A 12,838-nucleotide genomic window follows, 5' to 3' on the forward strand; every position below is an offset into this window, starting at 1 on the left:
AGTAACGAGCTAATTCAGCTCTGTTGAACCTTGAGAGGAGCCCCTACTCCCACTCAATCGTCCCAGGCGGCTTGCTCGTCACATCGTACACCACCCTATTCACACCCTTCACCTCGTTGATGATGCGCGTGGCGGTCTCGCCCAGAAACTTCATATCGAACTGGTAGAAGTCCGCGGTCATGCCGTCGGTTGAGGTGACGGCGCGCAGGCCCACGACGTAGTCGTAGGTGCGGCCGTCGCCCATGACGCCGACTGTCTTCACCGGGAGCAGCACGGCAAAAGCCTGCCAGATCTCGTCGTAGAGACCGTGCTTCCTGATCTGGTCGATGTAGACGGCGTCGGCCTTGCGCAGGATGTCGAGCTTGTCGCTTGTGATGTCGCCGGGGCAGCGGATGGCGAGGCCCGGGCCCGGGAACGGGTGGCGGCCGACGAAGATTTCGGGCAGGCCGAGCTCGTAGCCGAGCTTGCGCACCTCGTCCTTGAACAGCTCGCGCAGGGGCTCGACCAGCTTCATGTTCATGCGTTCGGGCAGACCGCCGACATTGTGGTGCGACTTGATGGTGACCGAGGGGCCGCCGGTGAAGGAGACGCTCTCGATCACGTCAGGGTAGAGCGTGCCTTGCGCCAGGAAGTCGGCGCCGCCGATCTTCTTGGCCTCCTGCTCGAACACCTCGATGAAGAGGCGGCCGATGGTCTTGCGCTTGGTTTCGGGATCGGTGACGCCTTCGAGCTCGCCGAGGAACTGCTTGGACGCATCCACGTGCACGAGCGGGATGTTGTAGTGGTGGCGGAACAGGTCGACGACGGTCTTGGCTTCGTCGAGGCGCAGCATGCCGTGATCGACAAACACGCAGGTGAGCTGGTCGCCGATGGCTTCGTGGATCAGCACGGCCGCAACGGCCGAATCGACGCCGCCGGAGAGGCCGCAGAGCACCTTGCCCTTGCCGACCTGGGCACGGATTTTTGCGATCTCTTCCTCGCGGAAGGCGCGCATGGTCCAGTCGCCGGTGAGCCCTGCGATCTTGCGCACGAAGTTGCGGATCAGTTTCGCGCCGTCGGGCGTGTGCACCACTTCGGGGTGGAACATCAGGCCGTAATATTTGCGCGTCTCGTCCTGGATGATCGCGAACGGCGCGTTCGGCGAGGTGCCGGCGACGGAGAAGCCCGGCGGCATCTTGGTGATGCGGTCGCCGTGACTCATCCAGACCTGGTTCTTGCCGCCCGATGACCAGACGTCCTCGAACAGCTTGCTCGGCGCCTTGACCTCGACATCGGCGCGGCCGAATTCGCGGTGATGGCCACCCTCGACCTCGCCCCCGAGCTGGGCCGCCATGGTCATCTGGCCGTAGCAGATGCCCATCACTGGCACGCCGGAGTCGAAGATCGCTTGCGGGGCGCGGGGCGAGCCGGCCTCGTGGACCGACTCGGGGCCGCCCGAGAGAATCACCGCTTTCGGCTTCATCTCGTTGAAGGCGGCTTCGGCCTTGTTGAACGGGACGATCTCGCAATAGACGCCGTCCTCGCGCACGCGACGCGCGATCAGCTGCGTCACCTGGCTGCCGAAGTCGACGATGAGAATCTTGTCATGCGCCGAGGCCACCGAGGGCGTCGACGCGGAGCGGTCGTTCTGTGCTGCTGTCATGGCCAGCAAATACGCTGGCAGCGCGCGAGCCGCAACCGCGGTGGCGGCGCGCCCACATGCTTCTTTGGGCATGGACAAATGTATATAGGTAAGTATCATTGACCTAATTTGCCCCGCGTCTCAACCAGGGGCCGATCAGGGAGAACGCCATGCCACAGCATCATCAGCCATCAACGCTTGCCGCGCTCGGCCGAACCTGGGTCGAGGCCTGGAATGCGCGCGACCTCGAACGCGTGCTGGCGCTCTATGACGACGCGGCCGTGATGACCTCGGACCGCATCCCGGCGATGGGGTTCGACGCCAGCGGCACGGTGCGCGGCAAGGACGCCTTGCGGGCGTATTGGGGCAAGGCGCTCGCCCTGCTCCCGGAGCTGCATTTTTCGCTGATCGAATTGTTCGTCAGCCCCGATAGCGTCGTGGTGTTCTACGCCAACGAGCGCGGCAAGAAGATCTGCGAATATCTGCGGGTGAATGATGCGGGGCTGATCGTGCAGGGATCGGCGAACCATTTGGCGCATTGACGCCGCTCGCTCCCCGTCATTGCGAGCGCAGCGAAGCAATCCAAAATCCCTCCGCGGCGACAGTCTGGATTGCTTCGTCGCAAGAGCTCCTCGCAATGACGGAGACTGTGGAGACAGCTTGCGATAACAAACCCTCCGCCGGCTCCGCCATAGGATTCCCCCCATGAAGCTCCCCACCTCACCCTTCACCGTCACCGACTGGAGCAAGGTTGCGCCGACGACGCATCCGGGCGAGACCGGCCTAGCCACATGGCGGATGCTCAACATCGGCGACCTCCGGGTGCGGATGGTGGAGTATTCGCCGGGCTATCTGGCCGACCATTGGTGCGATCGCGGCCACGTGCTCTACGTGCTCAAGGGCGAGCTCGACAGCGAGCTGCGCGACGGGCGCAAATTCAAGCTCACGGCCGGGATGAGCTACCAGGTCTCGGATCACGGCGACGCCGCGCACCGGTCCTCGACCGCGACCGGGGCCACGCTCTTCATCGTGGACTGAGATCCGCCGGGCGGTTAATTTGCACCGCAAAATAGCAAAGTCGTGCGACGTGCCGGGCCACGGGTGGTGCCTTGAACTGGCCCCAAATTCTCGCTATATTGTGATCATCGATACTTGGCCGAACGACTGGGCCGCTTCGCTTCGTTGCTGACGGGCGCGCACGCTTCAGATGACTTCTCCAAACATCGACTGAACAGGGCCATGGGCGCAATGCTGCGTACCGGTCCACGTGCGTACCCTCTCTAACTAACTAAAGGAAATTCCCATGGCTATGGGCACCGTGAAGTGGTTCAACACCCAAAAGGGTTATGGTTTCATCCAGCCGGACGACGGCCAGAAGGACGTGTTCGTGCACATCAGCGCCGTCGAGCGCGCCGGCCTCTCCTCCCTCAACGAGGGTCAGAAGGTCTCGTTCGACATCGTCGCCGATCGTCGCAGCGGCAAGTCCTCGGCTGACAATCTCCGCGTCGGCTAACGCCTACGCAGCGTTCTGACCACGGACGTACCGGCAGAACGTTAGAAAAATGAAAGCCCCGCCACCGGGATCCGGTGCGCGGGGCTTTTGTTTCGGCTCCCCGTCATTCCGGGGCTCGCGAAGCGAGAGCCCGGAATCCATTGGACCGCAGAGACTGCCGCGCGATGGATTCCGGGCTCGCCCTGCGGGCGCCCCGGAATGACGGCGGAGTATTGTCAGCCCGCCTTCTTCAACACCGAGACGAAAAACCCGTCCGTCCCGGTCCGCCGCGGCGTCATCAGCCAGCCCTCAGGCGACTGCAGCGCGGCCTCGCCAAAAGCCTCCGCCTTGTCCCACAGCACGCTCGCGGTCTGCTCGGGCGGCACGGCCGCGAACTCGGGATGGCGCGCGACGAACGCCCTCACCTGCTCGCCGTTCTCTTCCGACAGCACCGAGCAGGTGATGTAGGCAATGCGGCCGCCAGCCTTCACCAGCGGCACCGCGCGCTCCAGCACCTCGGCCTGGTCGCGCAGGCGAATCTCCAGCGCGCCCGGCCGCATCCGCCATTTGGCGTCGGGGTTGCGCCGCCAGGTTCCGGTTCCCGTGCAGGGCGCGTCGATCACGACGAGGTCGGCCGTTGCGCTGATATCGGCCAGCGGATCGGCCTCGCCCTTGGGCGTGCGGACATCGGCATTGTGGACGCCGGCGCGCGACAGCCGTTCGTGGATCGGCGCGAGCTGGCGCTTGTCGCTGTCGGTCGCGATCAGCCGGCCCTTGCCCTGCATCAGGGCGGCGAGCGCCAGCGTCTTGCCGCCCGCGCCGGCGCAGAGGTCGATCACCTGCTCGCCGGGCTTTGCCGCGGTGAATTGGGCCGCCAGCTGCGATCCCTCATCCTGCACTTCAACGGCGCCCTTGATGAAATCCTCTTCGGCCTGGATCCCGGGGTTGCGCGCATCGGCCGAAAGCGCGATGCGCAGGCCCGTTGCCGACCAGGGCGTCGGTTTCGCATGAAGATGAGCAAGCGACTGCAGCGCCTTGTCGCGGTTGGATTTTAGCGTGTTGACGCGCAGGTCGAGCGGGGCCCGGCTCGCCATCGCGGCCGCCTCCGCGGCGCGGTCCTCGCCGAACACTTTTGCCAAGTGCGGATCCAGCCATTCGGGATAGTCGCCGGCGATCGCGGCCGGTGCGTCCTCGAGCGAGCGCGAGGCCAGCGCGGCCACTTCCGCCTCGGTCAGCGGCGCCGGCGCAAAGCGGCTGCCGTCGAACAACGCGCCCATCGTGGCCGTGTCCATGTCGCGCTCGAGCCGGAGCATGCCGATCAACCTGGCACGCGCGGTGTCGGACTCCATCAGGAACGCGCTCGAGGCGTAGCGGCGCAGCACGTCCCAGACGAGGCCGGCGATGGCGGCGCGGTCGCCCGAGCCGGCAAAGCGGTGCGCGGTACCCCACTCCTTCAGCGCCTTCGCCGCGGGCACGCGGTCTTTCTCGATGATGTCGATCAGTTCGATGGCTGCGGACAGCCTGGCGGCGGGAGTCATTCTCTATCTTTCAGATCAGTGTTGGCGGGCGCGCGGCTCAGATCAGCAACAGCATCTTCAGCGCGAAGTAGATCCACATCGCCAGCAGCACGAGCACGCCGGCGAGCCAGACCGTGGAGCGCTGGCCGAGATCGTTCGAGGAGACGAACACCCCGGCATGGGCAAAGCGCGTCACCACGAACACCCAGGACATCAGCACGATGAAGAGATCGGCATGGCGCAAGGGCAGCGCCAGCGCGATCAGGACATAGAGCAGCACCGGCAACTCGAACTGGTTGCGGTAGCAATTGGCGATCTGTGTGGCGCCCTTCGGCCAGTTCGGCTCGCCGAGCGCAATGTCGGGGATCCTGGTCTCGCCCGAGACCAGCGTCTTGCGGCGCGCGAATACCATGCCGATCAGAAGCGCGAAGGTAAGGCCGACCTGCACGAAGACAGGGAGCAGGACCATTTGGACGGACATCGGAACTTTCCCGTAGGGCGGAACGCCGCGAACCGTCATTAGCCGCCGCTCCTCGTCCTGACAATCAACCAGTTGAACCGGCGTTCCCGGTCTTGCGACCAACCACCGATAGTTAAAGCGATTTCGGCTCCTTTTCGGGGGCCCAAGGCGAGATAGAGGCGAGATGGCGCCATGACCACCCTGTCCAGCCTCTGGACCGAATCCGCCGACGGCCAGCTCGGTATTCTGATGTCGGCCCTCTCAGGTATCGCGATGGCACTTGCGGTCGCGCTGGCGATGACGGTCTACTTTCGCCTGAGCTACCGAACCTGGCGCGACGTCGTCCGGCATGGCCTCGCCACTCTGGCCGCCACTGCCCTGTTCGCCTTCGCCGCCTACGATATGCGCCACGCCGCGCTCGCCTATCTCGGCCTCAACCCGTCCAAGCCCGCCGTGGAGTTCGAGATCCGCATGCCCCGGGCGATGCTGACGGCGATGACCGACAGCCAGATCGAGCTGCATACCGACCGCAACCAGACGCTGGCGCTGGTCGACGGCGTGCGCGACCTCTCGGACGGCCGCGCGCTGCTGCGCGGCGCGGTCGCGCTCAACCACCGCACCGCGGACCGCGTGCTGGTCGTGAACCTGCCGGGCAAGGGCATTTTCGAGTTCCGCCTCCGTCTGCCCTCCGAGCCGCATCGCTCCGTCGAGTTCGGCCCTTGGCACCTCGCCGACCGCATCGCCTCGCCGCTCGCCGACGCCGTCGCGCCGCAGGACGCCTACACGATCCGCTACCGCGTGCTTTAAACTTTGTTCGCCTGCGATCCATCCCGCGCCGTCATCGTTCCGACGCGCAAGCACGGGTACGGTGGTCGCATGTCCGAATTTCGCCTGACGCAGATTTCCGACACCCATCTCGGCCGGCGCTTCCCCGGCCTGATCGCCAACTTCCAGGCGATCAGCGAACATATCGACGGCAACCGGCCCGATCTCGTCATCAACACCGGCGACGTCGCCTTCGACGGGCCGACCAGCCGCGACGATGTCGTCTTCGCAAAGGACCTGCACGACGCCCTGCCCGTCGCCTGCCGTTACCTCCCCGGCAATCACGACATCGGCGACAATCCGACCGCGATCGGCCCGGCGCCGAAACCGCCGGTCACGGAAGCGCATCGCCGGCAATTCTGCGACCTCATCGGCGAAGACCATTGGTCGTTCGAGGCCGGAGGCTGGCGCTTCATCGGCCTCAACTCGCTGGTGATGAATTCCGGGCTCGCCTTCGAGGCCGAGCAGTTCGACTGGCTGTCGCTGGAGATCGCGCGCACGAACGGCAGGCCGGTCGCGCTGTTCCTGCACAAGCCGGTGTTTCTCAACCTGCCGGACGACCCCGAGATACCGGAGACCGCGATCCGCTACGTGCCGCAGCCGGCGCGGGCACGGCTGATCGAGATGCTCGGAACGATCGATCTGCGCCTCATCGCCAGTGGCCACGTGCACCAGCGGCGCGACTTCACCCATTGCCACACCCGCCATGTCTGGGCGCCGTCGGCCGGCTTCGTCATCAACGATCAGCGCCAGGACCGGGTCGCGATCAAGGAAGTCGGGCTGGTCGAATACCGCTTCCGGCCCGACAGTTTCGAGGTCCGCCATGTCAGGGCCGCGGGCCAGGTCGATGTCGACATCGAGGAAGTGCTCGCCCAGATGGGCGGCGAGCATTAAGGCGCGCCGATCGGCTCAGGCGACGCTCTTGAGGTCCTGCTGGATCGCCGCGAGCAAGGATTGCAGCGCCTCGCTGTTCACCGGCTTGGCCGCGAGATCATTGGCAGGCGGCTGCCTGACAGGCGGCACGGCCTTGACCGGGCGCTTCGGGAATGGCGGGGGCGGTGCCGGCATCGAGGGGCGAGCAAAATCGCTCTCCTCGTCGACATGGACGAACTTGCCATGAATAACGTCGTCGTGGCGGCCCATGACGAACATGGCCAGCCAATAGCCGGCGGCAAGCAGGATAACGCAGAAAACACTGATCTCTAACATCGCAGCACCTAAAATATGCCCGATGATTCAATGCCTTCGCGGTCGCGTCAATGAACAGCCGGTCACACCTGCGGGTTTTGCGGGCAGGTGTGACCATTTGGTGACTCTTTCTTAACTATCCCTGGGCGGCGTGTGGCTCCCGAGCCACGGGAGCCCCAGTCCGTGTCGCGCTAGGCCTTATCCGGCCCGACCCGAACCAGCTGCTTGCCGAAATTGGCGCCCTTCAAGAGGCCCATGAAGGCGCCGGGCGCGCTCTCCAGGCCCTCGGTGACGAACTCCTTGTACTTGACCTTGCCGTCGCGGACCCAAGAGGACATGTCGCGCAGGAAGTCGCCATGGCGGGAGGCAAAGTCGGAGACGATGAAGCCGCGGAAGGTCAGCCGCTTGGTCAGTGTCGCGCGCATCATCGATGCGGCCCATTTCGGCGGCTTGGCTTCGGTGTCGTTGTAATGCGCGATCAGGCCGCACACCGGCACGCGCGCGAACGGATTGAGCAGCGGGAACACCGCCTCGAACACGGCGCCGCCGACATTCTCGAAATAGACGTCGATGCCTTTCGGGCAGGCCTCCTTCAGCTTGGCGCCGAGATCGGGATCGCGGTGATCGATGCAGGCATCGAAGCCCAGCTCCTTCACCACGTAGTCGCACTTGTCCTTGCCGCCGGCGATGCCGACCGCGCGTGCGCCCTTGATCTTCGCGATCTGACCGACGGCCGAGCCAACTGCACCGGAGGCGCCGGCGACCACGACGGTCTCGCCGGCTTGCGGCTTGCCGATGTCGAGCAGGCCCGTGTACGCAGTCATGCCGGGCATGCCGAGCACGCCGATCGAGGTCGAGATCGGACCCAGCCTGGGATCGACCTTGATCAGGCCCTTGCCGTTCGAGATCGCATGCGTCTGCCAGCCGGTCCGTGCACGGACGATGTCGCCCTTGGCAAAGTCGGGATTGTTGGAGGCCGCGACCTCGCTCACCGCCTCGCCTTCCATCACGCCGCCGACCGGCACCGGCGCAGCATAGGACGGACCATCACTCATGCGCCCGCGCATATAGGGATCGAGCGACAGCCAGATCGTGCGCAGCAGGACTTCGCCTGTCGCAGGCGCCGGGACATCGAATTCCTCCAGGCGAAAATCAGATGATTTGGGTTCGCCGACGGGACGCGCGGCGAGAACGATGCGCTTGGCTTGGGACATGGGTGCTTCCTCCGGATTGTGCTTCGGCGCGAACGGAAGCGGAGGGAGCGAGGCACGTCAATACAAAAGCGTGGAGTGGTTAGACGCAGAGACGCACGCAATTCTCGTGTCCCGGACGCGCTGCAACGTGCAACGTTGCTGCGCAGAGCCGGGACCCAGAAGGCAACACGGCAATATGCCGAGACATGGGCCCCGGCTCTGCAGCGCATCACCAAAGAGGTGCTGCGCTGCGTCCGGGGCACGAGAGCGGAGGAACTAGCCCCCGCCCGGATAGTTCGGGCTCTCGCGCGTGATGGTGACGTCGTGGACGTGGCTTTCGCGCAGGCCCGCGCCGGTGATGCGGACGAAGCTTGCCTTGTCGTGCAGCTCCTTCATGTCCTTTGCGCCGACATAACCCATCGCGGCGCGCAAGCCGCCGGCGAGCTGGTGCATGACGTGGCCGACCGCGCCCTTGTAGGGCACCTGACCCTCGATGCCTTCAGGCACGAGCTTGAGCGTATCCTTGATGTCCTGCTGAAAGTAGCGATCCGCCGAGCCCCGCGCCATCGCGCCGACCGAGCCCATGCCGCGATAGGCCTTGTAGGAACGGCCCTGCCACAGGAACACTTCGCCCGGCGTCTCGTCGGTGCCGGCGAGCAGCGAGCCGACCATCGCGATGTCGGCGCCGGCGGCGAGCGCCTTGGCAAGGTCGCCGGAGAACTTGATCCCGCCATCGGCGATGACGGGAATGTCGGCCTTCTTCGCCGCCTCGACCGCATCCATGATCGCGGTGAGCTGGGGAACGCCGACGCCGGCAACGATGCGCGTGGTGCAGATCGAGCCCGGGCCGATGCCGACCTTGATGCAGTCCGCGCCCGCATCGATCAATGCCTGCGTGCCCTCGGTGGTGGCGACGTTGCCGGCGACGACCTGCACCGAGTTGGAGAGGCGCTTGATGCGGTTCACGGCATGCAGCACGTGACGGGAATGACCGTGCGCGGTGTCGACGACGACGAGATCGACGCCGGCATCGATCAGCCGCTCGGTCCGCTCGAAGCCGGTGTCGCCGACGGTGGTAGCGGCGGCGACGCGCAGGCGGCCCTGGGCATCCTTGCAGGCGAGCGGATGGGCGACCGCCTTCTCCATGTCCTTGACGGTGATGAGGCCGACGCAGCGATATTGCTCGTCGACGACCAGCAGCTTCTCGATGCGATGCTGGTGCAGCATCCGACGCGCCTCGTCCTGGCTGACATTCTCGCGCACCGTGACGAGACCTTCATGCGTCATCAGCTCGGAGACTTTTTGCCTGGGGTCGGTGGCAAAGCGCACGTCGCGGTTGGTGAGGATGCCGACCAGCTTGCCCGGAATGTTCTTGGCGGCGCCGGTGACGACGGGAATGCCGGAGATGCCGTGATCGCTCATCAGCTTGAGCGCATCGTCGAGGCTGGCCTCGGGGCTGATGGTGAGCGGGTTCACCACCATGCCCGACTCGTAGCGCTTGACCTGCCGCACCTGGGCGGCCTGCCCTTCCGGATCGAAATTGCGGTGGATGACGCCGAGGCCGCCGGCCTGCGCCATCGCGATCGCCATGCGGGCTTCGGTGACGGTGTCCATGGCGGAGGCCATGATCGGGATGTTGAGCGGAATGGCGCGGGTGACGCGGGAGCGGATGTCGACCTCGCCCGGCATGACGTCCGACAGGCCCGGCTTCAGCAGCACGTCGTCGAACGTAAAGGCTTCGCGAATGCCTTGTTGCACCGTGGCCATGTGCCAACTCCTTCCGCGGCCCTGCCGCAAATAGCTATGGATGAGCGCCGCCCTCGGCGTACCTTGCGGCGTCGCCTTGAGAATCGGAGCCCATCGGTGGGGTTGACGCGGGTCGATAGCACGGTCGCGTGACGAATCAAAGCAATTCGGACCGCCGGCCAGCCATGCACAGGCTTTTTTTGGGGTAGATTCGGCATGGACAGCCAGGCGTTATCCCACCCCACCGTCATTCCGGGGCGCGACGAAGTCGCGAGCCCGGAATCCATCCCGCAGCGATCCCTGCGGCCTGATGGATTCCGGGCTCGCGCCAAAGGGGCGCGCCCCGGAATGACGAGAAGGGTCACACCGTTGTTACGCGAGACTTAGGTGCTATGCGTCGATCCGCGATGGTCGGGGACCAACGGCGGTGATAAGCCGCAATTCTCGCTCCTTCTTCCGATTTTCATTACCAATCCGTCATGGTCGACAAGCAACGCATCATTCCGCTGATCGTGGCCACTGCTCTCTTCATGGAGAACATGGACTCGACGGTGATCGCCACCTCGCTGCCGGCGATCGCGGCCGACATCGGCACCAGTCCACTGACGTTGAAGCTCGCGATCACCTCCTATCTGCTGTCGCTCGCGGTGTTCATCCCGGCGAGCGGCTGGACCGCCGACCGGTTCGGCGCGCGGATGGTGTTCGCGATCGCGGTCGGCGTGTTCATGGTGGGATCGGTCGGCTGCGCGCTCTCGGGTTCGGTCACCGATTTCGTGTTCGCGCGCATCCTGCAGGGCATGGGCGGGGCGATGATGACGCCGGTCGGGCGCCTCGTGCTGCTGCGCTCGGTCGACAAGAGCGCACTGGTCAACGCCATGGCCTGGGTGACGGTCCCTGCCCTGATCGGTCCCGTGATCGGGCCGCCGCTCGGCGGCTTCATCACGACCTATGCGTCCTGGCACTGGATCTTCCTGATCAACATCCCGATCGGGCTGCTCGGCATCTTCATGGCGCTGCGCTTCATCGACCCTATCAAGAGCGAGGAGCGCGAGCCGTTCGACCTCTACGGCATGGTGCTCGCAGGCATCGGCCTCGCCGGCATCGCGTTCGGCCTGTCGGTTGCCGGTCTCAACCTGCTGCCCTGGAGCACCGTCGCCGCGCTGATCGCGGGCGGCGCGATCTCGATGACGCTCTACGTCATTCACGCCCGGCGCACGGGCTCGCCGGTGCTCGATTTCTCGCTCCTGAAGCTGCCGACGCTGCGCGCGGCCGTGTTCGGCGGCTTCCTGTTCCGGCTCGGCATCGGCGCGCTGCCGTTCCTGCTGCCGCTCTTGATGCAGATCGGCTTCGGGCTGTCGCCGTTCCATTCGGGTCTCGTCACCTTCGCCTCTTCGCTCGGCGCCATGGGCATGAAGACGCTGGCGGCGCGCATCATCCGCACCTTCGGCTTCCGCAATCTGATGACGGTGAACGCGATCGTCAGCGCGTTCTTCCTCGCCGTCTGTGCGCTGTTCACGGTGACGACGCCGCTGCTCATCATCATGGTCATCCTGGTGGTCGGCGGCTTCTTCCGATCGTTGGAGTTCACCGCGATCAACACGGTCGCCTATGCCGACGTCGAGACGCCGCAAATGAGCCGCGCCACCACCCTCGTCAGCGTCAACCAGCAGCTCGCGGTCTCCGCCGGCGTCGCCGTCGGCGCGGCTTGCGTGGAAACGACGATGTGGTTCAACCATGTCAGCGAGATCGACGCCACCGTGTTCGCCCCCGCCTTCCTCGTCGTCGCACTGACCTCGGCGGCGTCGAGCTGGTTCTTCTGGCAGATGCCCGTCGATGCCGGCCATGAGATCTCCGGCCGCAAGGCCGTGGAGATCGCCAGCCGCAAAGGCGCCGGCAAGGGTGCAGAAAAGGCGGCGGTGAAGACCGCGACGGAGGATACCCAGGACGTGCGGGATCAAAGGTTGGGGTGAATACCTCCTTGGTCATTCCGGGGCGATGCGCAGCATCGAACCCGGAATCCATCGCACCACAGAATCCGTAGAAACATGGATTCCGGGCTCGCCTCTTCGAGGCGCCCCGGAATGACGGAGTACGAGGCTATGCGGTTCCGGCGCCCCGAAATCCAGTCGCCAGGACGTAACGCTCCGACGAATCCTGCCGGCTCGCCGCGGGCTTGACATGGCGCACCGTCGCAAAATCGCGCTTGAGCTGGGCGAGCAGATCGGCGTCGGCGCCGCTCTGGAACGTCTTGGCGAGGAATACGCCGCCGGGCTTGAGCACGTCGCAGGCAAACGCAGCCGCGGTCTCAACCAGGCCGACGATGCGGAGCTGGTCGGTCTTGCGGTGGCCGGTGGTGTTGGCGGCCATGTCGGACATCACGAAATCGGCACCGCCCCCCAGCATCGCGGTGAGCTTGTCCGGCGCGTCGCTGTCCATGAAGTCGAGCTGCGCGAAATCGACGCCGGGAATCTCGGGCATTTCCAGCAGGTCGATGGCGACGACCTTGCCCTTGCCTTCCACCGAGCCGACGCGCTTGGCCGCGATCTGGCTCCAGCCGCCGGGCGCCGCGCCGAGATCGACCACGGCCATGCCGGGCTTCAAGAGCCGAAATTTGTCGTCGATCTCGAGCAGCTTGAACGCCGCGCGCGAGCGATAGCCCGCCGCCTTGGCTTTCGCGACATAGGGATCGTTGAGCTGCCGCTCCAGCCACAGCTTCGACGACAATTTGCGCTTGCCGCCGGTCTTGACCTTGGTCTTGACTTGGACGTGCAAGCGGCCGGTGGTGTCCTTGGCCAT

Annotated in this window: 13 protein-coding genes; 6 read left to right on the forward strand and 7 right to left on the reverse strand. The window is 65.3% G+C overall.

The features are described 5' to 3' along the window. Nucleotides 1-43: 43 nt before the first annotated feature. Nucleotides 44-1,642 (reverse strand): glutamine-hydrolyzing GMP synthase, encoded by a 1,599-nt coding sequence (guaA, locus tag AABA84_RS22870; protein ID WP_338313227.1) that lies wholly within the window; start codon nt 1,640-1,642, stop codon nt 44-46. A gap of 149 nt (nt 1,643-1,791) precedes the next feature. Here guaA and AABA84_RS22875 point away from each other — a divergent pair, with 149 nt between their 5' ends. The 3 genes from AABA84_RS22875 (at nt 1,792) to AABA84_RS22885 (ending at nt 3,134) form a co-directional block, all read left to right on the forward strand. Next, nucleotides 1,792-2,163, forward strand: a complete 372-nt coding sequence (locus AABA84_RS22875) for a nuclear transport factor 2 family protein (protein WP_338307006.1) — start codon at nt 1,792-1,794, stop codon at nt 2,161-2,163. A gap of 163 nt (nt 2,164-2,326) precedes the next feature. Next, complete coding sequence (locus AABA84_RS22880; protein ID WP_338313228.1) at nt 2,327-2,659, forward strand: DHCW motif cupin fold protein; 333 nt, start codon at nt 2,327-2,329, stop codon at nt 2,657-2,659. A 265-nt stretch (nt 2,660-2,924) separates the two neighbouring features. Then, nucleotides 2,925-3,134 (forward strand): cold-shock protein, encoded by a 210-nt coding sequence (locus AABA84_RS22885; RefSeq protein WP_008141931.1) that lies wholly within the window; start codon nt 2,925-2,927, stop codon nt 3,132-3,134. A 215-nt stretch (nt 3,135-3,349) separates the two neighbouring features. Here AABA84_RS22885 and AABA84_RS22890 read toward each other — a convergent pair whose 3' ends face one another. Next, the gene (locus AABA84_RS22890; RefSeq protein ID WP_338313230.1) at nt 3,350-4,651 is read right to left on the reverse strand and encodes an RsmB/NOP family class I SAM-dependent RNA methyltransferase; all 1,302 of its coding nucleotides are present in this window, start codon (nt 4,649-4,651) and stop codon (nt 3,350-3,352) included. A gap of 37 nt (nt 4,652-4,688) precedes the next feature. Next, complete coding sequence (locus AABA84_RS22895; RefSeq protein WP_338313232.1) at nt 4,689-5,111, reverse strand: MAPEG family protein; 423 nt, start codon at nt 5,109-5,111, stop codon at nt 4,689-4,691. 171 nt (nt 5,112-5,282) lie between these two features. Here AABA84_RS22895 and AABA84_RS22900 point away from each other — a divergent pair, with 171 nt between their 5' ends. Beyond that, complete coding sequence (locus AABA84_RS22900; protein ID WP_338313233.1) at nt 5,283-5,897, forward strand: acriflavin resistance protein; 615 nt, start codon at nt 5,283-5,285, stop codon at nt 5,895-5,897. Between the two features lie 69 nt (nt 5,898-5,966). Further along, a complete protein-coding gene (locus AABA84_RS22905; RefSeq protein WP_338313234.1) occupies nt 5,967-6,809 on the forward strand; it encodes a metallophosphoesterase family protein in 843 nt (280 codons plus the stop codon). A gap of 15 nt (nt 6,810-6,824) precedes the next feature. Here AABA84_RS22905 and AABA84_RS22910 read toward each other — a convergent pair whose 3' ends face one another. The 3 genes from AABA84_RS22910 to guaB form a co-directional block, all read right to left on the reverse strand. Then, the gene (locus tag AABA84_RS22910; RefSeq protein WP_338313236.1) at nt 6,825-7,124 is read right to left on the reverse strand and encodes a hypothetical protein; all 300 of its coding nucleotides are present in this window, start codon (nt 7,122-7,124) and stop codon (nt 6,825-6,827) included. A gap of 170 nt (nt 7,125-7,294) precedes the next feature. Further along, on the reverse strand, nt 7,295-8,317 hold the full coding sequence (locus AABA84_RS22915) for an NADP-dependent oxidoreductase (protein ID WP_338313237.1): 1,023 nt from the start codon (nt 8,315-8,317) through the stop codon (nt 7,295-7,297). Nucleotides 8,318-8,572: 255 nt separating this feature from the next. After that, nucleotides 8,573-10,063: an IMP dehydrogenase gene (gene guaB / locus AABA84_RS22920; RefSeq protein WP_212246382.1), complete on the reverse strand. Its 1,491-nt coding sequence runs from the start codon at nt 10,061-10,063 to the stop codon at nt 8,573-8,575. 458 nt (nt 10,064-10,521) lie between these two features. On the opposite strand from guaB, the gene AABA84_RS22925 reads away from it, so the two are divergent. Beyond that, nucleotides 10,522-12,012: an MFS transporter gene (locus AABA84_RS22925; protein WP_338313239.1), complete on the forward strand. Its 1,491-nt coding sequence runs from the start codon at nt 10,522-10,524 to the stop codon at nt 12,010-12,012. Between the two features lie 127 nt (nt 12,013-12,139). Here the strand turns inward: AABA84_RS22925 and AABA84_RS22930 are convergent, their stop codons facing one another. Beyond that, nucleotides 12,140-12,838: an RlmE family RNA methyltransferase gene (locus AABA84_RS22930; RefSeq protein WP_212246386.1), complete on the reverse strand. Its 699-nt coding sequence runs from the start codon at nt 12,836-12,838 to the stop codon at nt 12,140-12,142.

Origin of the sequence: Bradyrhizobium sp. TM239 (assembly GCF_036247985.1) — a bacterium.
GTDB classification, from domain to species: domain Bacteria; phylum Pseudomonadota; class Alphaproteobacteria; order Rhizobiales; family Xanthobacteraceae; genus Bradyrhizobium; species Bradyrhizobium ottawaense.